Raw genomic sequence first — 24,039 nt, forward strand, 5'->3', positions numbered from 1 at the left:
ATTTGTTTTTTTATTACGAATTTCTTTAATATATTTGTTTTTTTATTACGAATTTCTTTAAAGTATTTATTTTTTTATTACAAATTTCTTTAAAAGGCTTATTGCAAACTTTTTTAAAAAACTCTAATATTAGATTATCTTTGTTTACCGAAAAGGTGATATTATGATAATTGGAAATATAGTAAAAGAAGTTCTTTCATATAAGAAAGGACAGATTCAGCAAAAGTTAAGTAGTCCACGGGCTTTTGTGAGCAGTCGTTTTCAAGAAACGTTGCAAAGTGCGCCGGTGAAAGAGACGGGAGCTGCAGTGCAGCCTATGAAAGTAGAAGAAGTCAGTAAGCCGGATGCGCCATCTGAAACAAAACAAGTAGAACAAGTTCAAGTGGCGCAAAAAGAGTTTGCAAGGCGTTTCCCAGAAACGAATAATGAGAGTGCAGACACGTGGGGATTAACGAAGAAGTATAATATTCAAAATATACGTTCTGAAAATGAAGGGAAGTATATGGATATTATTGATCGCGTAAGTCGTACATATGGAGTTCCGAAAGCATTAATTCAAAAAATGATTGAAGTAGAGTCTGACTTTAATCCAAAAACGGTGTCTTCTGCCGGGGCAATGGGATTAATGCAACTTATGCCAGAAAATGTGAAAGAACTTGGCGTGAAAAATCCATTTTCACCAGAGGAAAGTATTGAAGCCGGGGTGAAAGAGCTCAGTGGTTATTTGAAACAGAATAACGGAGATCTTGTCTTGGCACTTGCATCATATAATGCGGGACCTGGCAATGTGAGAAAGTATGGAGGTGTACCACCGTTTAAAGAAACGCAAGGATATATTAAAAAAATATTAAATATCGACGTTTCAAACTAAAATTTCATTATACATATAAGAAAAAATGAAATTTTGGTGAACACGACATGGGAGTTGGCTAGATTTGAAATTACAAGATGAGATTCCATTAACAATTTATTTTGAAATTGGAAAAACAAGAAAGAAAATTGAGGATCTGCTTCATATTACGAAAGGAACATTGTATCGTCTTGAAAATTCGACAAAAAATACGGTGCGTCTTATGTTGGAAAATGAAGAGATTGGAACCGGAATCATTTTGACGAAAAACGGAAAAATGTACGTCGAAATTGTTGAATTGAAAGGATAGGGAAGGGGATTTTCATGAGTGGCGATAAATTAAGCCAAGAGCAAATCGATGCGCTGCTGAAGGCGATGAATGATGGTTCAGAGATGCCCGCTTTCGCGCAAGAAGCAGACAAAAAGGAAAAATTACAAGAGTATGATTTTAATAGACCGGAAAAGTTCGGTGTAGAGCATTTACGTAGTTTGCAGGCAGTTGCAGCTAGTTTTGGAAAGGAAACGTCGCAGGCATTAGCAGCGCGCATGCGTATTCCAATTGAGTTAGAACCGTCAACGGTTGAGCAAGTTCCATTTACAAGTGAGTATGTGGAGAAGATGCCGAAAGATTATTATTTATATTGCGTCATTGATCTTGGGCTACCAGAGCTTGGAGAAATTGTTGTTGAGATGGACCTAGCATTTATTATCTATATTCATGAATGCTGGCTCGGGGGAGATAGTAAGCGAAGCTTTACACTGCGTAGACCACTGACAGCGTTTGAGTTTATAACACTGGATAATATTTTCTCTATTCTTTGTAATAATTTAGAACAAGCATTTGAAAGTGTTGTTGCGATTGAGCCGAAGCTTGTGACGACGGAGACAGATCCAAATGCACTAAAGATTACGACGGCGAGCGATATTATTTCGCTGTTAAACGTTAATATGAAAACAGAGTATTGGAATACGACAGTTCGTATTGGAATTCCGTTTTTATCTGTTGAAGATATTATGGACAAGTTAACATCTGAAAATATTGTCGAACATTCTTCTGATAAGCGAAAGAAATACACTTCTGAAGTAGAAGTGAAAGTTAATCAAGTGTATAAGCCTGTTCATGTAGCTGTTAGTGAGCAGAAAATGAAAATTGGTGAGCTTAAGCAAATTGAAGAAGGCGATATTATTCCGCTTCATACGAAAGTAACCGATCAGCTCCGTGGTTATGTAGACGGAAAACATAAGTTTAATTGTTTTATTGGAAAAGACAGAACGCGTAAGGCGCTCTTATTTAAAAATTTTATAGAATAGGAGGATCTATATGAAGCATGAAGTATCACCTGTATCGTTAATGAGTTTAGAAGAATATGCAGCGCAGCGAAAGGAAGCGGCAAAAGCACATATTGAAACGGTTTCGGATATTTCGCTTGAACTTGGCGTGAAGCTTGGAAAAACGTCGATTCAGCTTGGGGATGTTAAGAGTTTAAAAGTCGGTGATGTCCTTGAGGTTGAGAAAAATCTTGGGCATAAAGTGGATGTATATTTAAGTAATATGAAAGTTGGTATAGGCGAAGCGATTGTCATGGACGAGAAGTTCGGCATTATTATTTCTGAAATCGAGGCCGATAAGAAAAAGGCTGCGCTGATGATGGCACAGCAGCAAGTACTGGAAAAAGAGTAGAGGAGGAGTCATATGTCGTATATGACGACCTTATTTCAAGTCATCCTGCTGTTTGGCGTACTCGGCTATGGTGCGTATTATATGACGAAGAAGACGCGCAAACAGCAGTTTTTCAAGCAAGGTGAGAACGGTCATATTCAAGTGAAAGATGGCGTGTATTTAAACCATCAAACGAGCGCCTTTTTATTTGAAGTAGACGGAAAGCAAGTGTTCACTGTTGTGAGTAATAACGGTGTGCAATCTGTGCAATTAACAGGAAATCAGTTTCAACAAGCGCTAGAAGACGCGGTAAAGAGTGAAACGAAAAAAGTAGAGGATCCATCATGAAAATAAAGAAACATATATCGTTAGTTGCGGTTATTTTTGTATTTTCAATTATTTTTTCAATTATTTTTGTAAATCCAGCGTATGCGGCATCAAACGGTTTTATTAATTTCGAAAATGGGAAAGAGTTTACGAGTAATTCAAGTGTACAGTTATTTGCGCTTGTAACACTGTTATCGTTATCTTCTTCTATTGTTCTCTTATTCACGCATTTTACTTATTTTATGATTGTTCTTGGGATTACTCGTCAAGGACTTGGGGTAATGAACTTACCGCCGAACCAAGTGCTTGTCGGTCTAGCACTGTTCTTATCGTTATTTACGATGCAGCCAGTACTTGGACAATTAAAGGGTGATGTGTGGGATCCAATGACGAAAGAGAAAATAACGGTAAGCCAGGCAGCAGAGAAGACTGCGCCCATTATGAAAGAGTATATGGCAAAGCATACGTATAAGCATGATTTAAAAATGATGCTGAAAGTGCGCGGGGAAGAGGTACCGAAAAACACGAAAGACATTTCGTTATTTACACTTGTGCCATCCTTTACATTAACCCAAATTCAAAAAGGTTTGCTGACAGGGATGTTCATCTATTTATCGTTTGTATTTATCGATTTAATCATTAGTACCCTTTTAATGTACCTTGGGATGATGATGGTACCGCCTATGATTTTAAGTTTACCGTTTAAAATACTTGTTTTTGTATATTTAGGTGGATATACAAAAATCGTCGATATTATGTTTAAAACGGTCGCCTGAAGTCCTTTATCTGATGTTATGTGATAGGAGTCATACAAATGAATACATCACCAATTATAGATATTTTCCAATCCTTTTTTTATAAAGGGGCTATGATTTTAATGCCGGTTGCCGGCGTGAGTTTGGTTGTTGTAATTATCATCGCCGTGATTATGGCGATGATGCAAATTCAGGAACAAACGCTGACATTCTTACCAAAAATGGCAAGTATTGTGCTTGTTATTATTATTTTAGGTCCGTGGATGTTTCAAGAATTAACGACGCTCATTTTAGATTTGTTTGATAAAATTCCATCGCTACTGCGCTCGTACTAAAGATAGGTGAATGAAATGAATATGGAATTATGGGCGGCAACGTTTTTTGCGTTTTGCCGCGTCACTTCATTTTTATATTTTTTGCCGTTTTTTTCAGGACGATCGATACCAGCGATGGCCAAGGTGACATTTGGATTAGGGCTTTCCATTACAATTGCTGACAAAGTGGATGTGTCTCACATTAAAACGGTGTGGGATGTAGTAGCTTTCGCTGGAACGCAAATTGTGATTGGATTAGCACTTTCAAAAATCGTGGAAATGCTGTGGAACATTCCGAAAATGGCAGGCCATATTTTAGACTTTGATATCGGTTTGTCACAGGCCAGTTTATTTGATGTAAACGCTGGTTCCCAATCGACTTTATTAGCAACGATTTTTGATATTTTTTTCCTTGTTATTTTTATTTCACTAGGCGGCATTGATTATTTTGTTGCCACGATTTTAAAGTCGTTTCAATATACAGAGGCGATTTCAAATTTATTGACAACAAACTTCTTAGATAGTTTATTAGCGACGTTATTATTTGCGATTACGTCAGCGGTCGAAATTGCACTTCCACTTATGGGGAGCTTATTCATCATTAACTTTGTCCTCATTTTGATCGCAAAAAATGCTCCGCAATTAAACGTGTTTATGAATGCTTACGTAATTAAAATTACATGCGGTATTTTGTTTATTGCGATGAGTGTGCCAATGCTTGGCTATGTGTTTAAAAATATGACGGATGTGTTACTTGAGGAATATACAAAACTATTTAACTTTTTCTTAACGAAATAGGGGGGCGCGTATGGCAAAGGATAATAAAACAGAAAAGGCCACCCCGCAGAAGCGTAGGAAATCACGTGAAGAAGGGAATATCGCCCGGAGTAAAGATTTAAATAATTTATTTTCGATTCTTGTACTAGCAGTGGTTGTTTATTTTTTCGGAGATTGGCTCGGATATGAAATTGCGAATTCTGTCGCGGCACTGTTCGATCAAATTGGAAAGAATACTGATGTGACGGAGTATTTTTATTTAATGGGGATGCTGCTTTTAAAAATATCAGCTCCTGTTTTAATACTCGTCTATATATTTCATCTGTTCAATTATATGATTCAAGTCGGTTTCTTATTTTCTTCTAAAGTAATTAAACCAAAGGCATCGCGCATTAATCCGAAAAACTATTTTACGAGGTTGTTTAGCCGTAAAAGTTTAGTAGATATTTTAAAGTCATTGTTTTATATGTGCTTAATCGGCTATGTTGCGTATGTTCTCTTTAAAAGGAATTTAGAGAAAATCGTCAGCATGATTGGATTTAACTGGACGGCATCGCTGACAGAAATTATAAGAGAAATTAAATTTATCTTTTTATCGATTTTAATTATTTTAATTGTACTTTCTATTATTGATTTCATTTATCAAAAATGGGAATACGAGCAAGATATCAAAATGAAAAAAGAAGAAGTAAAACAAGAGCATAAAGATAATGAAGGGGACCCGCAAGTAAAGGGGAAACGAAAAAACTTTATGCATGCCATTTTGCAAGGGACAATTGCAAAGAAAATGGATGGCGCCACGTTTATTGTTAATAACCCAACGCACATTTCGGTTGCGCTTCGTTACAATAAACACGTTGACGCTGCGCCGATTGTGGTGGCAAAAGGGGAAGATGAGCTTGCATTATATATGCGTACACTTGCCCGTGAACAAGAAATACCAATGGTGGAAAATCGTCCGCTTGCTCGGTCTTTATATTACCAAGTTGAGGAAGAGGAGACGATTCCAGAAGATTTATATGTAGCTGTCATTGAAGTTATGCGCTATTTAATTCAAACGAAACAAATTGAAGTATAAAAGCGCGTTTGGAGGAGATCTCTTTGTTTAAGATAGATTCTGCAAGAACCTATTTTTCTATCTTTTTAGCAGCGTCATTCGTTGTGGCGCTCTTAATTCCACTTCCGCCATTTATACTTGATATTATTATCGTCTTTTTATTAAGCATGTCAGTGCTTATTTATATGCGAGCAACAAGTATTAAAGAGTGGGACGAACTAAAGGCATTTCCGACTATGCTGTTATTAATCGGGATTTTCCGCGTATCGATTAACGTTTCGACAACGCGGGCGATTTTAACAAACGGGAATGCTGGTCATGTTATTGAAGAGTTTGGTCAGTTCGTAATTGGCGGGAATTTATTAATTGGTATCGTTATTTTTACTGTGCTAATTATTTTCCAGTTTATCGTAGCGAACGGTGCATCTCGTACTGCCGAGGTTGCGGCACGTTTTACACTTGATTCCTTACCAGGGAAACAAATGTCCATCGATGCTGATTTAAACCAGCGTATTATTACAGACAAAGATGCACAGGCCAAACGAAAGAAATTAAATATGGAAACAGAGTTTTACGGAGCGATGGATGGTGCCGGAAAGTTCATTAAAGGGGACGTTATTTTCGGGATTGTCATTTTATTCGTTAACATTATTTTCGGCTTAATTGTCGGGATGATGCAGCAAGGTATGACCTTTGCAGAGGCTGCCCTTCATTATACGCAGCTAACTGTCGGTGATGGAATCGTCAACCAAATTGGTTCGTTACTGCTGGCAATTTCGACAGGTATTATCGTAACGCGTGTATTTGATGGTTCACCTGATACAGTGACTGAAGGTATCTTTAAAGAGTTAATGGCGCATGAAGTCGTTGTTTATGCGCTTGGCGGTATATTTATCGCAATGGGTATCTTTACGCCACTGCCATTCTTACCATTTACACTTGTTGGCGGCACGATTATGTTCTTAGGGTTCCGCAATAAAAAACGGATACAAAGGGAGAAAGATGCTGAGTTGCAGAAAGAAATAGAAATGATTCAAAACGATGAAGATCAACTGCAACAAGTAGAAGATTCGTTTGGGGTATTTACAGATAAATATCCAATTATCGTGGAGCTAGGATTAGACTTAGCGGCGCTTGTGAAACAAAAGATTAACGGAGAAACGGCCCGCGACAAAGTGGTTCTTATGAGGAAATCCATTATTACTGATCTTGGTATTAACGTTCCAGGAATTAACTTTAAAGATAATACGAGCTTTAGGCCACGTGGGCGCTATATGATCCGGATTAAAGGTGCAAAAGCTGCAGAAGGTGTTTTAAAATCAGGTTATTTATTAGCGCTGAAAACGCCAAATGTGATGGCTGATTTAGATGCAGAACCAGCAAAAGATCCAATTTTCGGTGAAGACGGATACTGGATTTTAGAGCATATGGTTCAAGATGCGCAGATGAAAGGCTATCAAGTATTAGAGCCGCTTAGTATATTAATTACGCATTTAGATGTAATTATTCGCCGTAATCTTCATGAGCTTATCCAGCGTCAACATGTGAAAGATTTAATTCAATCGCTTGAAAATGATCACGGCGTTCTATTAGAAGAGATCAAGAAGAAAGAAATTGATCTATCACTTGTTCAAAATGTTGTGAAACAGCTTCTAAAAGAAGGAATTTCAATTCGGGACTTACCAACAATTATTGAAGGAATTATCGATGGGAAAGAAATTTATCAAAGTCATGTCGATGGTGTGACTGCATTTGTTCGTGAATGTATTTCCAAAGTCATTTGTGAGCATGCGAAAAATCCTGACGGGAAAATTTATGCGGCACTTTTCGCTGATTCTCTTGAACTGGATGCGGATGTTGTCAATAACTCGTACCAAGGTTATTTATTAAACTGGGATTTAGAATTAGAAACACGTGTTATAGAGCAAGTACAGCATATTTTCAAACAAGCGCGCTTAATGGGAAGAGATCCAGTTTTATTAACACGCAGAAAAGATTTCAGATTCGGAATTGTAAGGCTTCTTGATCGTTATCAAATAGAGGCAAAAGTGTTATGTATTAGCGAACTTGCACCAGAAATTGTTGTGGATCAAATTGCTTATATCGAATAGTAGGGAGGTGAGATTGTGGAAAGCACAGAAAAGAAGGAAGCGTTAAAACGAATTAAAGCTGCTTCGAAAAACGAATTGTATCGTAAATTGTTTGAGCAGTATGGTACGGATTATTACTATGTTGTCGATGAAAGTGTGAAGCGAAGCGTCCCGTTCTTTTGGAAAAAGAAATATGAAATGTTAGTTGCCTTTCCAGAAGATAAGAAAAGCGAAGAGAGTATGGAAGCACCAGAATTTCATGCACAATTGATGGGTATGATTAATGAACCGTCAGAAGAAATCGTCAGAGCGAATCATATTCAATCGGTGCTACATAACTTAGAACATACAACGAGTTCCATTTCTTATGTGGCCATTCAAACAGGAAATAGTGAGGAATTGGCACAGAAAAAACAGAAATTATTGAAGCTGTTTCAGCAAGGAATTACAGTTGTGAAACAGACGAAGAGAACAGCGCCTCCGAAAGAGAACAAGCTTGGTTCTGTGCAAGTAGTCGCTGAAAGCAAGAAAGAAGTTCCAGTACAACAAGAAGAACAACAATCTGTACCATTTATTATCCAAAAAGTCATTCGGATGCTAGAACAAAGTGATGTGGAACAGTATTTTATTCGTGCGTATGCGGAAAAACTGAAAGTGAAGTTTGAGAACGCGACGATGATTACGGAAGAAGAAGTAATCGAGTTCATATTAGAAGATATGAGAACGCATTTCCATACAGAGAATGTATTTGAAAAAGGTGTACAGACCATCGCATTAATCGGCCCAACTGGTGTTGGAAAAACGACAACACTTGCGAAAATAGCATGGCAGCTTCACGGTCAGAAGAAAACGGTTGGTTTTATTACAACGGATCATTCTCGCATCGGAACGGTGCAGCAGCTTCAAGATAACGTGAAGACAATTGGAGCGGAAGTCATTGCGGTGCAGGGTGAAGCAGCGATGACAAGAGCGCTCACTTACTTTAAAGAAGAAGCCCGTGTAGATTATATCTTAATTGATACAGCTGGAAAAAATTATCGTACATCAGAAACGGTTGAAGAGATGATCGAAACGATGAAACAAGTAGAGCCGGACTATATTTGTTTAACGTTATCAGCTTCTATGAAAAGTAAAGATATGATTGAAATCATTACGAACTTTAAAGATATTCATATCGATGGGATTGTATTTACAAAATTTGATGAAACAGCAAGCAGTGGTGAGTTATTGAAAATTCCAGCAGTCTCATCCGCCCCTATCGTCTTCATGACAGATGGGCAAGATGTGAAGCAACATATACATATCGCTACAGCGGAACATTTAGCAAAACAAATGTTACAAACATCATAAGAAGAGAGGTGAGGAATAAGGCGGTTGTCTTATTCAAATTAATATGAATGGTATTTATATAGGCTCTATGGGTATGATGAACTACATGCAGCACGTAAATGTACATGCGAATAACGTAGCAAATGCGCAAACAACGGGCTTTAAAGCAGAGAATATGACTTCGAAAGTGTTTGATACACAAAATACGTATCGCCTTGGTAATGGAGAGAAAACAGCAATTGGTACGGCTGATTATGCAGTTGTACCAGCTGCGACCCATGTAAATTTAGTGCCAGGCAATACGCAAATTACAAATAGCGATACAGACTTCTTTTTAGATGACGGAACAGCAGGTACTTCATCGTTTTTCGTTACTTCTAACAAGGGTGAAACGTTTTTAACGCGAGATGGTCATTTCACAGTAAATAGTGATCGTTACTTACAAACAACATCAGGTGCTTTCGTACTTGGAAGTAATAATGAACGTATTCGTATTCCAGAAGGCGCAAAACTTGCTGTAGGAGCGGACGGTACGCTATATGACGAGACTACAAAAAATAATATTGCACGTTTACAAACGAAAACAGTAGATGCTGAAGCGCATGCACGCCTTGTTCAGCGCGAGAACAAATGCTTTACGCTAGCAGATCGAAACATTGCTGATTTACCTAATGGAACAGCAACTGTTCGAAATTATATGCTAGAAAATTCAAATGTGGATATGGCGAAAGAAATGGCGGATATTATGACCAATCAAAAAATGGTCCAAGCATCGCAGCGCGTCATGACAACATTTGATAAAATTTATGAAAAAGAAGCGAATGAAATACTAAGATAAAGGATGTTCCCATATGGGAGTCCTTTTTCTTTTGGAATTCTATTGTACTCTTAGTAAAGAGATTATATATAAGTACAAATTGAAAAACCGACATAAAACTTTTCTTTTTAGGTGGGAGAGAGAATCCGGCCATGCATAGAAGCGGTCAGATCCTTTTCCTGCCCCATGCCAAGTGAAAACAAAGAGAGAAAATAAGTAGCGATCACCTTTTATTCTTCATAGCCGTGATTTATATGTTGGAAAGTCAAAATGGATATATATGTTGTAAACAGGGGAAAGTAAAAAGGAGTGTAATAAGAATGGATGAGCAATTGTATCCACGAGTTGGCGCCGGGGCCTTCATTGTAAACGAGCGAAAGGAATTGCTTCTCGTGCTAAGGAAAAAAGCACCAGAACAAGGTCATTGGAGCCTGCCTGGCGGAAAAGTAGAGTGGATGGAAACAGTAGAAGATACAGTCGTTAGGGAGATCCAAGAAGAAGTAGGGTTAGAAATTCAAATTACATCGTTATTATGTGTAACGAATCATATTTTGCGTGAAGAAAATGTGCACTGGGTATGTCCGACTTATATGGCAAAAGCAATAGGCGGAACAGCAGAAAACTTAGAAGAGCATGCAATTGATCGGATAGGCTGGTTTTCGGTAGAAAGTTTGCCAACGCCGCTAACGCTAACATTACAAAATGCACTAAAAGAATATTGGAGATCGAACTTTGGAATGGACCAGTTATGATTTTTCAATCATAATTTAAATTATAGATGTAATCAACAATAGGAGTTATTTCTTATTCACTAACGAGTGCTTTTCTTGAATAAGTAACAATAGTTTATTCATTTCCCTAAGTCTATTAAAATGCTGAAAATCCCTGCTTCTTGATCGATATCAGGGATTTTTCCTACGTTTAATGATTATAGTTTGTTTTGAAAACACTACACTACATTTAATTTTGCTTGTAGAAATAACGTAAGCATCTATCTGTTAAGTAAATAGATGATTGCTAAAAATATTTAAAAAGGCAGCTTTTCTTTCATGTCATGACTTTTTAGGAATAATAAAGTTGTTTAATTTTCGTATTACGAATAATGAAATATAGCCCCCTTAATATATGGACTTCAAATCTATAGTTTTGTTGTTTTCAGGATGAGGAGTAGGCAACTCTCTCAGCAATTCACCCTCCAAATCTGACAGCTGAAATTCGATACCAAAGGTCATTATCCCAGAGGATATTCACCCGTACTCGTATTGTCCCGTCGTCCTGTGGAACGACGTTAAGGATCTCCATGCTAGCACTTCCCTGGAATGGCTTCAATACATGTGTGCCGTCGATATCACCTAATTCGGTAATAGATGCAAACACCGCACTAAAGCGAGTAGTACCAGGCAATTTCAACCAGCGGTCGATCAATCCATGACCACGGTAAGGACCATAAAAGAATGCTGATCCTTGACGATATTCTTCAGGTTCAGAAAAATCAGGCATCACAGTTGACTCAACTGAAACCTGTTGTTGTTCATTGATTCTGTTTTGATAATACTGATTGTCATTATACATAGGCTACGTTCCTCCTTTTTTTGTGCATAATTTAAAATATGTTAAATATCGGCAAATTGTTTCGTATGGATTTGCTCATTTTTGGGTAAGTACATAAAAACTAGTGACAACCAAAAAAGAGGCTATTTTAGTATCTTTTTTAAATTTAGCATCAATTGCACTTTCTACCCCTTCATAATATCCCAGTTACAATCTTGCTTCGCAGACAATCATCCATTCCCATATCAGTTCTCTCCTAACTGTAATACAAATTCTTCTTAAACTAATCTACTCCGTTACTTTAAGTACATTTCTTCACGATATCATACCGATTAATTAAGGGAAATATCCAATTTTGTTTAGAAGCCTTATTCCATTAAATGGCCCTTTTATGGAATAACATGACTGACGCTATTAAACAACTTTATTGCCACTTGACATTTTTTATTAAAAATTCAGAATTTTATTGACTATCTTGTAATTTGTTTTTATATTAGTAGGTATAACAATAACTACTAAAGGGGTGGGAACATGACAGAAGCCTTATTTTTAGAAGATGCATATAAAAGAAGCTGTCAAACAGAGATAACGAAAGTGGATGGAGACAAGGTATTTGTGAAAGAAACGATCTTTTATCCAACAGGCGGTGGGCAGGAGTGTGATACCGGTGTTATGACACAAGGTGAGCATACGTTTGAGGTTATAAAAGTAAAGAAAGAACAAGGTGAAATGGTTCATTATGTGAAAGATGGGACGCAGTTTCAGCTTGGACCAGTTCAGTTAGAAATTGATTGGGAACGCCGCCATAACTTAATGCGTCATCATTCATTACTCCATCTTATTGGTGCAGTTGTATATGAAAAGTACGGATCTTTATGTACAGGAAATCAAATTTATCCTGACAAAGCCCGGATTGATTTTAACGAATTACAAGAGTTATCAAACGAGCAAGTGGATGAAATTGTAATGAAGGTAAATGAGCTTATTCAACAAAATAAAGAAATTTCTACTCGCCTTATAAGCCGCGCAGAAGCAGAAAATGCCACAGGAATGATTAAAACAGCTATCAATCTTCTCCCACCTACTATCCAAGAAATTCGCATTGTAACGATTCAAGATATTGATGAGCAAGCTTGCGGAGGAACACATGTCCAATATACAAATGAAATTGGTTCCCTTGTTATTGATAAAGTGAAAAGTAAAGGAAAACAAAATCGTCGTTTTGAAGTACGAGCGGTTTAAATAACGAAGCGAGGGATTACAATGGATGAAGTTATGAAAGAATTGCAGAAATTAGGGTTTTCTCAATATGAGTGTAAAGCATATATCGGCTTATTAAAGCATTATCCAGCAACGGGGTATGAGATTAGTAAGCAAACAGGTGTACCGCGTTCCATGATTTATGAAGTACTTGGTAAATTGATGGATAAGGGAGCAGTGCACTTAGTACCGTCAGAACCCGTTAAATATGTTCCCGTATCGGCAACAGAGTTAATGGAGCGAATGAGAAAGGATTTTGAAAAGTCATTTGATTTTCTTGATCAGAAGTTAAATAGTTTAGAGCAAGAACGCAAAGTAGATGTGATCTCTCATATTCGCACAGATGAACGTATTATAAAAGAAATTCGTAATATGATTGAGCGAGCTGAAGAAGAACTATGGATTTCTGTATGGGAACAGCAGGTAACTGAGCTAGAGTCATCGATTCAGAGAAAAGAGCAGGAAGGCGTACATATATTTTCGATCCTCTTTGGCGCACCTGATACAAAAATAGGGACGACATTTCACCATAATTATATGACGCCAGATGTCGTGAAAGAGCGAATGGGTGGTCATTTAACAGTGATTGCGCGTGATGGAAAAGAAGTACTCATTGCTAATTTCTCAGATCATGGCACCTCGTGGGCTGTGACAACGTACGATCCGGCGCTAGTCCTGGTCGCAACAGAATATGTTCGGCACGATATTATAGTCGAAGAAATTACAAAGGAGTTTGGTCCTGATAAGTTAGATAAACTATGGCGAGGCAATATAGATTTAGTTCATGTTGTAACCGGAAAACGAAGTATGAAAGAAATGAAGGAGGAAGGGTGATGAGTAGAGCCGAGGTACAAATGACATTGCATAGTGACGAAACATTCAGGCAAGGCATGAAAGACTGCTTGCCAACGGTACTAGGGTATTTAAGTATCGGTATTGCAGCTGGTGTTATCGCAAAAACAGCCGGTTTTTCAATTGTAGAAATCGCTTTTATGTCCACTTTGATTTATGCCGGTTCTGCGCAATTTATACTAGCAGGTATGTACGCAGCTGGAGCACCTGCTTCGGCAATCATTTTTACCGTATTTTTTGTGAATTTACGCCATCTATTAATGAGCGCTGCACTTGCTCCCTATTTCATGAAAGTTCCTTTTTTTAAAAATATGATTATCGGTTCGCAAATTACAGATGAAACTTTCGGTGTTGCTGTGCAGCACGCAGCCAAAAAGGGATATTTAGGCGAAAGCTGGATGCTTGGATTAAATGTAACAGCATATGTAAATTGGATTATAGCTACAATTATTGGTGGACTTTTTGGAGAATGGATACCAGATCCTCACACATATGGTATGGACTATGCGTTACCGGCTATGTTTATTGGCTTATTTGTTCTCCAGTTAATAAGTAGTAAACCGAAACTGGCGATCCATCTTAGCGTCGCAATTGCGGCGATTATAATTGCCTACGGAGCGCATTTTTTTATGCCAGCAAGCGTAGCGGTGATTATAGCAACACTTGTAGCAGCGACAATTGGGGTGGTGATTGAGAAATGGAAGTAAGATTAGATGTATTGCTACTTTTAATTGGGGCAGGTGTTGTCACATTCATACCACGCGTATTACCTCTCGCTGTGTTTAGTAAAATACAAATTCCAGATTGGGGATTAAAATGGTTAAGTTATATACCAATTGCAATACTTGCGGCCCTTCTTGCACAAGCGCTATTTATGCACGAAACGATGCAATGGGATTATGTCATTGCGGCAATTCCAGCATTCCTTGTGGCCATCTATACACGTAGTTTACTAGGAACAGTATTAACGGGAGTGATTGTGATTATTTTGTTACGATTGTTCTTATAACAAGGATTCACCATATATTATATCGAAAAGTGTAATATCACGAATATAATAGGGGTGGTGTTATGATTCTTTTAACGATAGGTGTTATTTTATTTACAGTGCTTATTTTCTTTCTTATCGGTTTGATCACTTTTACAATGCTTGTTAATAAGGCAACTCCCCAAATATATTACACACCTTGTGACTCTGTAACTATGCAGTCCCATAAAGGTAAAAATAGAAGGAAGAAAAGCTAATTGTAAGCTTTTCTTCCTTTTTTTATTTCTGATTTTTCTGTATAATTTAAGTTAGTTATCTAACTAACTTAAAAGAGGAGGTATTTCCATTGGCAAAACCTAATGTTGTGAATAAGCAACAACTGTTACAAGCAGCAAAAGAGTTGATTGCTGAACAAGGAATGGAGAAACTAACGCTAAAAGCAGTTGCAGAAAGGGCCCATGTTACACAAGGAACGGTTTACTATCACTTTAAAACGAAAGAACAGTTATTACTTGAAGTAACAGAATCATTTTGTAAGTCATCATGGGAGCAGATGGATAAGGAATTTCATATTGAAAAAGCTTTACAATCAGCAAAAAGTAGATGTACAAAAGATTCGATGTATCATCATTTGTTTTTTCAATTAGTGGCAAGCGGATTGAATAATGAATCAATAAGAGAGAAGATTGGTGACTTGCTAAACTATGAAAATAAAAAATTACAAAAAGTGTGGGAAGAATCACCCGTTGAAGGAATCTCACCTGAAACTTGGGCTATCATGTGTAATGCGTTAATAGATGGATTGGCACTGCAAGCATTATGTAATCCATTGTTTTCTACTGAAGAGGCATATGATGGATTACGAGTATTGGTGCAAAAGTTAGTATTCTTACAAGAGGGAGAGCAAAAGGATGAACAATAAATTGTGGGTTACTATTTTATTTTCTGTCGGTATTTGGTTTGCAGCCTCAACATTTTTCTTCTTATTTGGTTCAGTTGTGCTCGTAGAAATCACATCACATTCATTCCTTAAAGTCATTGTTTCGCTTGAAATCGGTACGGCAGTCGCATTGTATCTTGTCATGTGGCTGTATCAAAAAATAGATTCTTCCCGCTATGCAGTTATAAAACTAGGAATATTCGGCACTGGAATCGGTTTATTTTTAGATTCATTCATCTTGTATTACTCCTCAAGTATCTTTCCGCAGCTTTCATCACAGCAAATAATTTCTTTCACAATATGGATGGTTCTTGCGTATGCACTGTATCTGTTCATTCCGATTTGGATGGAACGTAGAAATTTTTGAATATATACAAATGAAAAAAGGAGCTACTTTGAAATAGCTCCTTTAAACACTTACATGTTAGAAATTATTTGCAATAGCACTCCAAAGAGTAAACTAATGAAAGAAAAAGCTCCGAAAGATATAGAAATGATCCGGTTATTTTTCCATTCCTTGAAACAAACCATAAACCCTAAAATACAAAGAAAATACCAAATTGGTAGGAAAATAAAGTCACTAATATAGTCAGGGAGTATGGTGTAAAAGCCAGTTAACACTAAAATCCAATGCCCAAGAAACAATGAAATAACGATAAAAGAATGTCGATAAGGACGATGCAGATACTTTCCTTTTTTTATGGTTATAAAAATGAAAGTAAGCGCTATGATGACAACTAGAATAAAGAAAGCAAGTAAGAGTAGGGTAAATGACATATAAAAACTCCTCTAATATATGTTTTTAGGAAGATTTTCTAGAAGAAATGAGTCTATTTTATTATACGCTTGTTTTGTAGACGATGCGTTATATTTTGTAGTATAAGAGTTTGAAAATCCATGTTCACCGGGAAGTTGCTCAATTTGTAGTAGTGGATTGTTCTGTTTTTGTAGTGCTGTGATAAGAGAAGGGACTGAGAAATTCGCCTCCATTTCTGGAAAAATGAAAAGAGCAGGACACGTAGGTTTAACCTGTAAATAATCTCGTATGCGGGAGCCATAGCAGCCAATAACAAAATGAACCTTTGGATTGTCACTGCATAGCCACGCGATTGTTGCGCCGATACTAAAACCGATGAGTCCTATGTATTCGTAGTCTTTTGACAGGTTTGTAACCATTTCTTCAACTTGTTCTTTCCCATAATGGAAGCCGACGTTTTGTATAAAATGAGAATAGGCTTTTTCTCCCTCATCATAATGAAAAGGAGGGTCTAGCTGTAAAAAATTCGGGCAGAAGACATCTATTTGTGGTGAAGAAAACCTTGCTATTACATCCTGCATATGATTATTTACGCCGTATATTTCGTGAACAACAATAAGAGCCATTTTGTTTTGCATCGATTATAAATCTTCCCTCTGAAAAGTATATTCTCTTTCTACAATACATATTTTCATATGAAATCTTTCATACCATTGCTCACGGCCTCTTTTTCTTGCTGCGGTATGTGCTATGTTGTCTCTCCAATGTTTGATTGCTTCTAGTGATTCCCAATAGGAAATAGTAATGCCTAATCCTGATGTATCTCTTACACTTTCCACGTCTATAAACCCTGGTTGTTTTCTAGCAAGCTTCTCCATTTCTTCGGCAACATCATTATAATCAGTGGTATCTTTTGAAAGTTTAGAAGTGAATATGACTGCGTAATAAGTGTCGTTGCTTTGTCTTTTCGTATCCATAATATATCCCCTCCAATGTATATATGAACTGTATTTTATCGTCAACTACCCACCACTTAACGACCTTGCGGTAAGCGTTAGTTGTTGTCTTTAGACTTTCAGTTTGATTATCGGAAACATAGATTTGTATTTTTGCAGTAATTGTAGACATTATTTTCACCGCCTTTCACTAACTAAATTACAACAAATTTTTAGTGAAAGTAAATAACCTAAACTGAGAAAGGAGGAGGCAAGGTGGAAATTTCAGATACTTGGTATGGTACAAAATCTTATGATTTTTAACGTACCATACCAAGTATCCTTGCCGATTTTAGATGAAATTTGTTGTTTCGACTATTGGCAGACAGTAATACCTCTGCCAAAAAGCAGCGGGGATTCAACTTGTATTTATGAAGTATTTCTTTTGTTAATATGGCACTGAAACTATTGCATATAAAAATAGTGAGGGAAAAGAAATTAGTAAGCAGTTATATAAAGTAATTGATAATATAAAAGTAGATCATTATTATATGGGAAGTTGGCTTATTGATAATGATTTTTCAGCAAATGCGGAGCAAGGATTAAAGAAGACGGAAATGATTACAGTTGTTTTCATTTTAGTCGTGCTTATTATTGTATTCCGCTCTATTGTTGCGGCTTTTATTCCACTTGTTACAGTGGGACTTAGCTATATTAGTAATCCATTATTGCTTTTTTAGTAGATCAATTGAATTTTCCTCTTTCGACATTTTCACAAATGTTTCTTGTAGGGTTCGCAGCGATTGGTTTCCCAAAATTTAATCTATATCAATCAGCAGTTGGGGTAGCAGTTGGCGTTACTGTATTACTACTTGCTCTTCTCACGTTTGTCCCATTCTTTATGGCAGTCCTTGGGCATAAGTTGTTTTGGCCTTCTAAGTCATCGGCAGAGCATAAAGAAAATCAATTTTGGGGTAAGGCTGGTGAATTTGTATTTAAGCGGTACATTCGCGGCTTTATATCCATCGGGTGTGTTAACAATGTTAGAGGTAACTACCGTAATATTATGTGGTTTACTGCTTTACGCCTTTGTCATGTTGACACTATTTGTGCCGGTGATGGTCAAAATATTTGGAGAGGCAAATTGGTGGCCTTTCATTTCATATGAAACGAAACAAAAATAAGAAAAAACCCACTTCAAATAAAACTGAAGTGGGATTTCTTATACTTCTTCTAGGCTATTGACTGGAACAGTTAATTCACGATCTGGATTTGTAGCATCGTATATTCGGGCGGTTTCATTGCTTTCATCAACATGTTGAATCATAACTGGCATGCCTTGAAAGCTGACATGAGTTTCTTCTGATGACTCGGAAATTTCTTTTGCACGTTGTACATTCATTCTTACATTCCTCCCATCTTTATTATTTTTGCTAAAAAGGAGGAGTAATATACCATTTTGGAGTGAATTTAAAGTTTTTGTATTATTTGTAATGTTTCTTTAATAAACGAAGTAAATGTTGAATTAGGAAATTCTTGTATAGCATGAAAGGCCTCTGTTGCCTCTTGAAGCGCCTTTTGTTTATTTTGGAGCTCCATATAGCAAAGTGCGCGGTAAGCTCCCGCTGTTATCGTCCATGCTTGATCCAATGGATGGAACATATAATCTGGAATGGTTGCTCGTTCTAATATTTCTAACGCCGCTTTATATTGCTTAAGACCATATAAAGCTTTTCCTTTTTCAAGATAATAAATGCCGTCATCTTTAAAGGTTGGCTCGTTTTGCATTTTTTCTTTAAACAACTCTAGGTGCTGCAAGGCTAATGTATACTCATGTGTGATTGTGTTATAGTAATAAGCTTTTAATATATCTACAATCGCGATGGATAAAGAATCTTCTGTAAAAATAGCAAATTGCTCAGATTTTTTTATATAGTGTAAGTATTTGCTTTCATCAGCTATGATTACTTTTTGGTAAGAGAGAATGCGATAAAATTCATCTGTTTTATAATACACTTGATTTTTTTTAGAGAAATCAAGTGCTTGTAAGATGATTTTTTCACACCCTTCATAATCACCGTATGCAAGTAAGACGATAGCTTCATTTAAGAAAAGTTGTATTTGCATGATAAGATCCATTTCTAATTGTTTCGTTTCATATTCTGTTCGAATAGATGCGATAAGCTGTAAGCACTCTTCATATTTTTTTTCAACAAATAATACGTAATAGAGCATTAATTTGGTTTGTGTACTTTCACGATATAAAGTATATTTTTTGAAAATCGGAATAGCTTTTTCAATATAGGAATGTATATTGTAATCTTTCATATTAAATGCAACGCTTATAAATTGTTTATATAAACGAGCTGTACTTAAAGTAGGTGGTAGTTCTTTTTGAACAATAGGTAGCAGTGTACGATACACTTCTTCAAATTGATTGTTTTTTATAGCTTGTTCCATTTTTGGAATAAGTTCTGTCACTTCTTCGTTGTCTTCCTCTAGTAAAAAGCTTGCTTCACATTCAAGCTTGCCAGCAAGATACTGTAATGTTTTCATGGAAGGTGTTGCTTTCCCATTTTCAATTTGACTTAGCATACTTTTCGTTAATTCTGAGCCAGCTAATTCTGTTTGAGTAAGACGCTTTTCTTTTCGCAGTGCTTTAATTTTTTCACCAAGAGTAGCCATATAGTTGCTCCTTTATTATAAAAAAGTTAAATACAATTAAACTTTTTGTTGTCAAAATTTAAAAAATGATTATATAATAAGTTTAACACAATTTAACTTTTAAGGGGAGAGTGACATAATGGGAGACGTAAATATAAGTCAAAATGATCCAAGGATGAAAATTGCAACGAGAAATATCATTTTGATGATGATTGGAAAAATGACTTCTTTATTAGGTGCAGGAATTTATACATTTGCAATGGGGTTATATGTTTTAAAAATAACGGGGTCAGGAGTTGGATTTGCGATTGCACTTATTTGTGGCTCCATTCCGAGATTAATATGTGGACCAATTGCCGGGGCAGTAGCTGATCGTGTGAACCGAAGATTGCTTGTTATTAGTATGGATTTGTTAAGTGGTCTGTTGATGATAACGATGTTTGTCATTTCTACTACATTTGGGCCTTCACTTTTATTCATTTATTTTTCTGAAGCACTATTATCTATTTTTGCAAGTTTTTATTCTGTTTCTTTTACGGCCTCTATTCCAGCTCTAGTTGATAAAGAAGGGATTCAAAAGGCAAATTCTTTAAATCAAACAGCAGCTTCTTTATCGACCATTTTAGCACCGATTATTGGCGGAATGGTGTTTGGTTTCTTTTCAATAAAATTCTTTTTTCTCTTAAATGGGATTACATTTTTCTTAGCTGTAATCATACAGTTATTTATTGTATTTGATCTGTACAAAGTAGAAACAGAGCAGAGTAAGTCAGATTTTTTAATGAGTATAAAAGAAGGTTTCTTATATGTGAAACAGCAACATGATATTTATGGGCTATTGAAGATGGCTTTTTGGATTAACTTTTTCTTAAGTGCACTTTCTGTTTCACTTCCATATATTATTATTCAAAGTTTACACTTATCTTCTAGGCAACTTGGCATCGTAGAAGGGATGTTATCAGTTGGTGTATTAGCAGCGTCAATTATTTTATCCATTCGTAAGGAAATGAATGATATGTTCCGCTCTATTCGCATTGGTTTGTTTGTATTTGCAGGGTTAATTTTATGTACTGCTTTTCCATTATTATTTACCCTTCCAAAGATAGTAAGTTTTATTTACTATATCATTTTCATGTTTCTTTGCGGGGCAACAATGATTTCAATAAATGTCCCTCTTCAAGTACATATGCAAAAAACAACAGATCCAGGGTATTTAGGACGCGTTTTTGGGCTTCTTGAAACCATTGCTACAGCAATTCAACCGCTTGGAATGATGCTGTACGGATTTTTATTAGATATGATTCCAACTAGTATTGTCATGTTAACATCAGGGGCTGGATTGCTTTTCGTTGTATTAGTAGGAACAAGACAATGGAGTATGAAGAAACAAGTAGATGTGTCAGCGTAATGAACAAGGTGATTATGTTATCCACGTGTATGAAGTTGTAACAAATGGAGAAGAAAGCCATACAGCTACATGGGGGTGGTATGCTGTAAATCTGAAGACGAAAAACATATATAGGGCGTTTTGAAGTAAGGTATAAAGTGAAACTTTAATCAGTGGGGGGTTCTTCATCCCCACTGATTATTAGTTGAACGAATCGGGCTTTTACGGGCAGTTGATCCCCCACCTAACTTCTTTGCTTTTGCTGAATTTTGAGGCGGGGGTCTTACTGCCCGCAAATAGCGGGATAAAAGGAAATTTGTAATCTCATCATCTATTTATCATCCAGTTTTCTTTGTTGTATTAAGATTACTGGATGATTTTTTCTTTTTGAAAGTATTTTTTAGGTGTGATACATTTAATAAAGTATGTATAGAAGCAAATTCGATTAAATGAGTAAGATGTGTAACAAAGAAAGAGGAGAAAAACATCATGAGAAAAATAAGTTTTGCTATGCTTTGTTTGTTTTTTGTAATGGCTGGATGTAGCAATAATTATGATATCCAAATGGAAACAGGCATGCAGGCATTAAAAGATGGAAAATACAGTGATGCCATTATGTGGTTCGAAAAAGCAGAAAAAGAAAAATCTACGGAAGAAGCGAAATCATATAAGGAAGTTGCCAAGCTGATGGATCACGGTGCATCAGCGTTAAAAGATGGTAAATATTTAGAAGTAAAAGACGATGCAAATCAAGTGTTGCAAAAGAAAAAAGATGCGTCCCTTGAGAAAGCTGTAAAGTCAAATGCAGAAGAGATGTTGCAGAAGGCAAAAGATATTGAAGAGAAAGAAAAAACGAGAGTAGAGAAGCAAAAGAAGGCTGATGAAGAGGGTATTGATAAAGTCATTAAAGCTGTAGATAGTGTTGATGAAGCAAGAGAAAAGCAGAAAAAGATCGGAGAATCATTAGATAAGGCTGAAACAGAAAAAGACAAAATAGAAGCGAAGAAAAATCAATAGAGTGATATTTTGAAAGTTATGTATGAGGCTGTCGTTTTTTTTCGACAGCCTTTTTTACTTAGGAATTATTTTTAAATTAATTTATTAATGAGATTAAAAAAAGGCCGTTTCTTTGAAAATTCTTTTAAGCTAGATCTCCTGTTACTAACATAGAACGCTTTTGAAGACTATCTGAACGCAGACTATACGCGACTATTTTCTTCTTGTATTGTTTGAATACATCAACGTGATCGTTGTAACTGTACACAGAAAATGTAACATCGTTTTTTCCCCTCTTCGTATTAATGACCAATGGGGTCCCACTGCTCTGTGGAGGAAAATAATATCGCTCTAGAAATATCGCTTGGTTAAAATGATCAATAATTTGAGTTTTATCCTCTTCTTGTAAGCGCTTTCCGTCAATAGTTACGGTAACAGCCGCTTCATTAAGTTTTGGATGTAATTCAAATTTGCTGATAAACGACTCTACAACAGAATTTGGAATGCTAGCTACTGCTATTTTTAAAGCACCTAAAATAACTAGCGTAACTATAAACCAAGTCGTCATATTTTACCATCTCCTTTGTGTTATAAATTAATATAACTCATATTACAATAGGGAAAATAGTTGAAATTTGTACATTTTGTGACATAAAAAGGAATAATCCACTTTTTTTGAACTTTTTTCAACAAATTGAGATGTGTCGAATTTCAAAGGGAATATTTGGTATGATGAAGTTGTTGAAAAAGTTTTCTACAAATCATAAGGGGGCTATGAAATGGGAAAATTAGATGGAAAAGTTGCTTTTGTTACTGGAGCTGCAATGGGTAATGGTGCTGGAATTGCCCATGTATTTGCGGAATTGGGAGCGAAAGTGTTACTTGTTGATATTTCTGAAAAAGTTCATGAAACAGCAAAAGAAATTGTGAGTAAGGGGCTTGAAGCAGCAAGTTATGAGGTAGATGTAACTGATTTTGCAGCTGTAAAAGAAATTGCAAAAGATGCATACGAAAAATATGGAAAAATCGATATATTAGTGAATAACGCAGGAGTGATTCGCCTTGCTAATTTTTTAGATATGTCAGATGAAATGCGTGATTTTCAATTTCAAGTAAATATTAATGGCGTATGGAATTTTTCTAAAGCAGTGCTGCCATATATGATTGAGAAAAATTACGGAAAAATCGTGAATATGTCCTCTGTAACAGGGACGTTAGTTGCAGATGAAGGAGAAACTGCTTATGCGACTACAAAGGCGGCTATTTGGGGATTTACAAAAGCACTAGCACGTGAAGTGGCCAAGCATCATATTACTGTAAATGCGATATGTCCAGGGTATATTATGACGCCAATGGCAGAGCAAATTGCTAATGAATCTGATCCAAATGAGCCAAACACTGTTATCGATGGAATCGCTTCAGGTGTTCCGTTAGGGCGATTAGGAAAAATTGAAGAAGTAGGACAATTGGCGGGTTTTCTTGCATCTGATGAATCAAGTTACATAACAGGTACACACATTGTAATTGATGGCGGAAGCACATTGCCGGAAACTGTTTCTGTTGGTGTAGAATAATATTTCACATAGAGGAGAAATCTTAACAGGTAGAAGATTTCTTCTCTATCTATATATACCTCAATTAAAAAATCGACATAAAACCCCTCTTTTTAAATGGAAGAGAGCATCTGGCCATGCATAGAAGCGGTCAGGACCTCTTTCTACCACATGCGAAGT

The 24,039-nt window shown here is 36.4% G+C and carries 30 protein-coding genes and 2 pseudogenes; 25 read left to right on the top strand and 7 right to left on the bottom strand.

Features of this window, described 5'->3' with window-relative positions; all coding sequences use genetic code 11:
* Positions 1-163 precede the first annotated feature (163 nt).
* The 13 genes from V7183_RS07755 (at position 164) to V7183_RS07815 (ending at position 10,728) form a co-directional block, all read left to right on the top strand.
* On the top strand, positions 164-871 hold the full coding sequence (locus tag V7183_RS07755) for a lytic transglycosylase domain-containing protein (protein WP_335359118.1): 708 nt from the start codon (positions 164-166) through the stop codon (positions 869-871).
* Positions 872-935: 64 nt separating this feature from the next.
* Positions 936-1,160, top strand: coding sequence for a flagellar motor switch protein FliN (locus tag V7183_RS07760; RefSeq protein ID WP_097896215.1), 225 nt, complete (start codon positions 936-938; stop codon positions 1,158-1,160).
* Positions 1,161-1,174: 14 nt separating this feature from the next.
* On the top strand, positions 1,175-2,161 hold the full coding sequence (gene fliM, locus V7183_RS07765; RefSeq protein ID WP_335359119.1) for a flagellar motor switch protein FliM: 987 nt from the start codon (positions 1,175-1,177) through the stop codon (positions 2,159-2,161).
* Between the two features lie 10 nt (positions 2,162-2,171).
* The gene (locus V7183_RS07770; RefSeq protein ID WP_335359120.1) at positions 2,172-2,531 is read left to right on the top strand and encodes a flagellar motor switch protein FliN; all 360 of its coding nucleotides are present in this window, start codon (positions 2,172-2,174) and stop codon (positions 2,529-2,531) included.
* A 12-nt stretch (positions 2,532-2,543) separates the two neighbouring features.
* The gene (locus V7183_RS07775) at positions 2,544-2,858 is read left to right on the top strand and encodes a flagellar motor switch protein FliN (protein WP_335359121.1); all 315 of its coding nucleotides are present in this window, start codon (positions 2,544-2,546) and stop codon (positions 2,856-2,858) included.
* The gene (locus V7183_RS07780; protein ID WP_335359122.1) at positions 2,855-3,613 is read left to right on the top strand and encodes a flagellar type III secretion system pore protein FliP; all 759 of its coding nucleotides are present in this window, start codon (positions 2,855-2,857) and stop codon (positions 3,611-3,613) included. The genes V7183_RS07775 and V7183_RS07780 overlap by 4 nt, the downstream gene beginning before the upstream one ends.
* A 38-nt stretch (positions 3,614-3,651) precedes the next feature.
* Entirely contained in the window at positions 3,652-3,927 is a 276-nt protein-coding gene (locus tag V7183_RS07785; RefSeq protein WP_097896206.1) for a flagellar biosynthetic protein FliQ, read from the top strand.
* A 15-nt stretch (positions 3,928-3,942) separates the two neighbouring features.
* Positions 3,943-4,704: a flagellar biosynthetic protein FliR gene (locus V7183_RS07790; protein ID WP_335359123.1), complete on the top strand. Its 762-nt coding sequence runs from the start codon at positions 3,943-3,945 to the stop codon at positions 4,702-4,704.
* Positions 4,705-4,714: 10 nt separating this feature from the next.
* Complete coding sequence (flhB, locus tag V7183_RS07795; RefSeq protein WP_335359124.1) at positions 4,715-5,761, top strand: flagellar type III secretion system protein FlhB; 1,047 nt, start codon at positions 4,715-4,717, stop codon at positions 5,759-5,761.
* Between the two features lie 23 nt (positions 5,762-5,784).
* Positions 5,785-7,851 carry a flagellar biosynthesis protein FlhA gene (gene flhA / locus V7183_RS07800; RefSeq protein WP_335359125.1) on the top strand — a complete coding sequence of 689 codons (2,067 nt, stop codon included), beginning with the start codon at positions 5,785-5,787 and terminating at the stop codon, positions 7,849-7,851.
* Between the two features lie 15 nt (positions 7,852-7,866).
* Positions 7,867-9,180, top strand: a complete 1,314-nt coding sequence (locus V7183_RS07805; protein WP_335359126.1) for an ATP-binding cassette domain-containing protein — start codon at positions 7,867-7,869, stop codon at positions 9,178-9,180.
* Between the two features lie 43 nt (positions 9,181-9,223).
* Positions 9,224-9,997, top strand: coding sequence for a flagellar hook-basal body complex protein (locus tag V7183_RS07810; RefSeq protein ID WP_335359127.1), 774 nt, complete (start codon positions 9,224-9,226; stop codon positions 9,995-9,997).
* Positions 9,998-10,296: 299 nt separating this feature from the next.
* Positions 10,297-10,728, top strand: coding sequence for an NUDIX domain-containing protein (locus V7183_RS07815; protein ID WP_335359128.1), 432 nt, complete (start codon positions 10,297-10,299; stop codon positions 10,726-10,728).
* A 436-nt stretch (positions 10,729-11,164) separates the two neighbouring features.
* On the opposite strand, the gene V7183_RS07820 is transcribed toward V7183_RS07815, so the two are convergent.
* Positions 11,165-11,548 (bottom strand): hypothetical protein, encoded by a 384-nt coding sequence (locus V7183_RS07820; protein ID WP_335359129.1) that lies wholly within the window; start codon positions 11,546-11,548, stop codon positions 11,165-11,167.
* A gap of 510 nt (positions 11,549-12,058) precedes the next feature.
* Here V7183_RS07820 and V7183_RS07825 point away from each other — a divergent pair.
* The 7 genes from V7183_RS07825 (at position 12,059) to V7183_RS07855 (ending at position 15,934) form a co-directional block, all read left to right on the top strand.
* Positions 12,059-12,769: an alanyl-tRNA editing protein gene (locus V7183_RS07825; protein WP_335359130.1), complete on the top strand. Its 711-nt coding sequence runs from the start codon at positions 12,059-12,061 to the stop codon at positions 12,767-12,769.
* A 21-nt stretch (positions 12,770-12,790) separates the two neighbouring features.
* Positions 12,791-13,621, top strand: coding sequence for a TrmB family transcriptional regulator (locus tag V7183_RS07830; RefSeq protein ID WP_335359131.1), 831 nt, complete (start codon positions 12,791-12,793; stop codon positions 13,619-13,621).
* Positions 13,621-14,346, top strand: a complete 726-nt coding sequence (locus V7183_RS07835; RefSeq protein WP_335359132.1) for an AzlC family ABC transporter permease — start codon at positions 13,621-13,623, stop codon at positions 14,344-14,346. The genes V7183_RS07830 and V7183_RS07835 overlap by 1 nt, the downstream gene beginning before the upstream one ends.
* Positions 14,337-14,648 carry an AzlD domain-containing protein gene (locus V7183_RS07840; protein ID WP_335359133.1) on the top strand — a complete coding sequence of 104 codons (312 nt, stop codon included), beginning with the start codon at positions 14,337-14,339 and terminating at the stop codon, positions 14,646-14,648. The genes V7183_RS07835 and V7183_RS07840 overlap by 10 nt, the downstream gene beginning before the upstream one ends.
* A 62-nt stretch (positions 14,649-14,710) precedes the next feature.
* A complete protein-coding gene (locus V7183_RS07845; protein ID WP_335359134.1) occupies positions 14,711-14,884 on the top strand; it encodes a DUF3951 domain-containing protein in 174 nt (57 codons plus the stop codon).
* Positions 14,885-14,973: 89 nt separating this feature from the next.
* Positions 14,974-15,549, top strand: a complete 576-nt coding sequence (locus V7183_RS07850; RefSeq protein ID WP_335359135.1) for a TetR/AcrR family transcriptional regulator — start codon at positions 14,974-14,976, stop codon at positions 15,547-15,549.
* On the top strand, positions 15,539-15,934 hold the full coding sequence (locus V7183_RS07855) for a DUF5367 family protein (protein WP_335359136.1): 396 nt from the start codon (positions 15,539-15,541) through the stop codon (positions 15,932-15,934). Before V7183_RS07850 ends, V7183_RS07855 begins: the two co-directional genes overlap by 11 nt.
* 50 nt (positions 15,935-15,984) lie before the next feature.
* Here the strand turns inward: V7183_RS07855 and V7183_RS07860 are convergent, their stop codons facing one another.
* From V7183_RS07860 to V7183_RS07870, 3 genes are read right to left on the bottom strand one after another with little or no spacing between them, the layout of a single operon-like run.
* Entirely contained in the window at positions 15,985-16,344 is a 360-nt protein-coding gene (locus V7183_RS07860) for a hypothetical protein (protein WP_335359137.1), read from the bottom strand.
* 12 nt (positions 16,345-16,356) lie between these two features.
* Positions 16,357-16,962 carry a dienelactone hydrolase family protein gene (locus V7183_RS07865; protein ID WP_335359138.1) on the bottom strand — a complete coding sequence of 202 codons (606 nt, stop codon included), beginning with the start codon at positions 16,960-16,962 and terminating at the stop codon, positions 16,357-16,359.
* A gap of 3 nt (positions 16,963-16,965) precedes the next feature.
* Complete coding sequence (locus V7183_RS07870) at positions 16,966-17,301, bottom strand: antibiotic biosynthesis monooxygenase family protein (protein WP_335359139.1); 336 nt, start codon at positions 17,299-17,301, stop codon at positions 16,966-16,968.
* A gap of 449 nt (positions 17,302-17,750) precedes the next feature.
* On the opposite strand from V7183_RS07870, the pseudogene V7183_RS07875 reads away from it, so the two are divergent.
* Together V7183_RS07875 and V7183_RS25935 are read left to right on the top strand one after the other, a co-directional pair.
* Positions 17,751-18,295: pseudogene (locus V7183_RS07875) on the top strand (MMPL family transporter); the annotation flags it as partial.
* Positions 18,255-18,443, top strand: a pseudogene (locus V7183_RS25935) (hypothetical protein); the annotation flags it as partial. The pseudogenes V7183_RS07875 and V7183_RS25935, both read left to right, overlap by 41 nt.
* A gap of 38 nt (positions 18,444-18,481) precedes the next feature.
* Here V7183_RS25935 and V7183_RS07880 read toward each other — a convergent pair.
* Entirely contained in the window at positions 18,482-18,661 is a 180-nt protein-coding gene (locus V7183_RS07880) for an H-type small acid-soluble spore protein (RefSeq protein WP_335359140.1), read from the bottom strand.
* A gap of 68 nt (positions 18,662-18,729) precedes the next feature.
* Positions 18,730-19,944, bottom strand: a complete 1,215-nt coding sequence (locus V7183_RS07885) for a helix-turn-helix transcriptional regulator (RefSeq protein ID WP_335359141.1) — start codon at positions 19,942-19,944, stop codon at positions 18,730-18,732.
* Between the two features lie 118 nt (positions 19,945-20,062).
* Here V7183_RS07885 and V7183_RS07890 point away from each other — a divergent pair, with 118 nt between their 5' ends.
* Together V7183_RS07890 and V7183_RS07895 are read left to right on the top strand one after the other, a co-directional pair.
* Entirely contained in the window at positions 20,063-21,331 is a 1,269-nt protein-coding gene (locus tag V7183_RS07890; protein WP_335359142.1) for an MFS transporter, read from the top strand.
* Positions 21,332-21,799: 468 nt separating this feature from the next.
* Positions 21,800-22,327 (top strand): hypothetical protein, encoded by a 528-nt coding sequence (locus V7183_RS07895; protein WP_335359143.1) that lies wholly within the window; start codon positions 21,800-21,802, stop codon positions 22,325-22,327.
* Between the two features lie 124 nt (positions 22,328-22,451).
* On the opposite strand, the gene V7183_RS07900 is transcribed toward V7183_RS07895, so the two are convergent.
* Positions 22,452-22,874, bottom strand: a complete 423-nt coding sequence (locus V7183_RS07900; RefSeq protein ID WP_335359144.1) for a YfmQ family protein — start codon at positions 22,872-22,874, stop codon at positions 22,452-22,454.
* A 211-nt stretch (positions 22,875-23,085) separates the two neighbouring features.
* Here V7183_RS07900 and ucpA point away from each other — a divergent pair, with 211 nt between their 5' ends.
* The gene (gene ucpA, locus V7183_RS07905; RefSeq protein ID WP_335359145.1) at positions 23,086-23,880 is read left to right on the top strand and encodes an SDR family oxidoreductase UcpA; all 795 of its coding nucleotides are present in this window, start codon (positions 23,086-23,088) and stop codon (positions 23,878-23,880) included.
* Positions 23,881-24,039 lie beyond the last annotated feature (159 nt).

This window comes from Bacillus sp. JJ1127 (genome assembly GCF_036965845.1).
In the GTDB taxonomy this organism is placed as follows: domain Bacteria; phylum Bacillota; class Bacilli; order Bacillales; family Bacillaceae_G; genus Bacillus_A.

What these genes read in the sequence shown, in the direction of transcription:
- V7183_RS07775 (WP_335359121.1), top strand. Translation starts at nt 2,544, where the DNA reads ATGTCGTATATGACGACCTTATTTCAAGTCATCCTGCTGTTTGGCGTA.
- V7183_RS07890 (WP_335359142.1), top strand. Translation starts at nt 20,063, where the DNA reads ATGGGAGACGTAAATATAAGTCAAAATGATCCAAGGATGAAAATTGCA.
- V7183_RS07785 (WP_097896206.1), top strand. Translation starts at nt 3,652, where the DNA reads ATGAATACATCACCAATTATAGATATTTTCCAATCCTTTTTTTATAAA.
- V7183_RS07880 (WP_335359140.1), bottom strand. Translation starts at nt 18,661, where the DNA reads ATGAATGTACAACGTGCAAAAGAAATTTCCGAGTCATCAGAAGAAACT.
- V7183_RS07855 (WP_335359136.1), top strand. Translation starts at nt 15,539, where the DNA reads ATGAACAATAAATTGTGGGTTACTATTTTATTTTCTGTCGGTATTTGG.
- V7183_RS07770 (WP_335359120.1), top strand. Translation starts at nt 2,172, where the DNA reads ATGAAGCATGAAGTATCACCTGTATCGTTAATGAGTTTAGAAGAATAT.
- V7183_RS07810 (WP_335359127.1), top strand. Translation starts at nt 9,224, where the DNA reads ATGAATGGTATTTATATAGGCTCTATGGGTATGATGAACTACATGCAG.
- V7183_RS07870 (WP_335359139.1), bottom strand. Translation starts at nt 17,301, where the DNA reads ATGGATACGAAAAGACAAAGCAACGACACTTATTACGCAGTCATATTC.
- flhB (WP_335359124.1), top strand. Translation starts at nt 4,715, where the DNA reads ATGGCAAAGGATAATAAAACAGAAAAGGCCACCCCGCAGAAGCGTAGG.
- V7183_RS07825 (WP_335359130.1), top strand. Translation starts at nt 12,059, where the DNA reads ATGACAGAAGCCTTATTTTTAGAAGATGCATATAAAAGAAGCTGTCAA.
- V7183_RS07830 (WP_335359131.1), top strand. Translation starts at nt 12,791, where the DNA reads ATGGATGAAGTTATGAAAGAATTGCAGAAATTAGGGTTTTCTCAATAT.
- V7183_RS07885 (WP_335359141.1), bottom strand. Translation starts at nt 19,944, where the DNA reads ATGGCTACTCTTGGTGAAAAAATTAAAGCACTGCGAAAAGAAAAGCGT.
- V7183_RS07865 (WP_335359138.1), bottom strand. Translation starts at nt 16,962, where the DNA reads ATGCAAAACAAAATGGCTCTTATTGTTGTTCACGAAATATACGGCGTA.
- V7183_RS07820 (WP_335359129.1), bottom strand. Translation starts at nt 11,548, where the DNA reads ATGTATAATGACAATCAGTATTATCAAAACAGAATCAATGAACAACAA.
- V7183_RS07835 (WP_335359132.1), top strand. Translation starts at nt 13,621, where the DNA reads ATGAGTAGAGCCGAGGTACAAATGACATTGCATAGTGACGAAACATTC.
- fliM (WP_335359119.1), top strand. Translation starts at nt 1,175, where the DNA reads ATGAGTGGCGATAAATTAAGCCAAGAGCAAATCGATGCGCTGCTGAAG.
- V7183_RS07900 (WP_335359144.1), bottom strand. Translation starts at nt 22,874, where the DNA reads ATGACGACTTGGTTTATAGTTACGCTAGTTATTTTAGGTGCTTTAAAA.
- ucpA (WP_335359145.1), top strand. Translation starts at nt 23,086, where the DNA reads ATGGGAAAATTAGATGGAAAAGTTGCTTTTGTTACTGGAGCTGCAATG.
- V7183_RS07840 (WP_335359133.1), top strand. Translation starts at nt 14,337, where the DNA reads ATGGAAGTAAGATTAGATGTATTGCTACTTTTAATTGGGGCAGGTGTT.
- V7183_RS07780 (WP_335359122.1), top strand. Translation starts at nt 2,855, where the DNA reads ATGAAAATAAAGAAACATATATCGTTAGTTGCGGTTATTTTTGTATTT.
- V7183_RS07860 (WP_335359137.1), bottom strand. Translation starts at nt 16,344, where the DNA reads ATGTCATTTACCCTACTCTTACTTGCTTTCTTTATTCTAGTTGTCATC.
- V7183_RS07755 (WP_335359118.1), top strand. Translation starts at nt 164, where the DNA reads ATGATAATTGGAAATATAGTAAAAGAAGTTCTTTCATATAAGAAAGGA.
- V7183_RS07815 (WP_335359128.1), top strand. Translation starts at nt 10,297, where the DNA reads ATGGATGAGCAATTGTATCCACGAGTTGGCGCCGGGGCCTTCATTGTA.
- V7183_RS07895 (WP_335359143.1), top strand. Translation starts at nt 21,800, where the DNA reads ATGAGAAAAATAAGTTTTGCTATGCTTTGTTTGTTTTTTGTAATGGCT.
- V7183_RS07790 (WP_335359123.1), top strand. Translation starts at nt 3,943, where the DNA reads ATGAATATGGAATTATGGGCGGCAACGTTTTTTGCGTTTTGCCGCGTC.
- V7183_RS07845 (WP_335359134.1), top strand. Translation starts at nt 14,711, where the DNA reads ATGATTCTTTTAACGATAGGTGTTATTTTATTTACAGTGCTTATTTTC.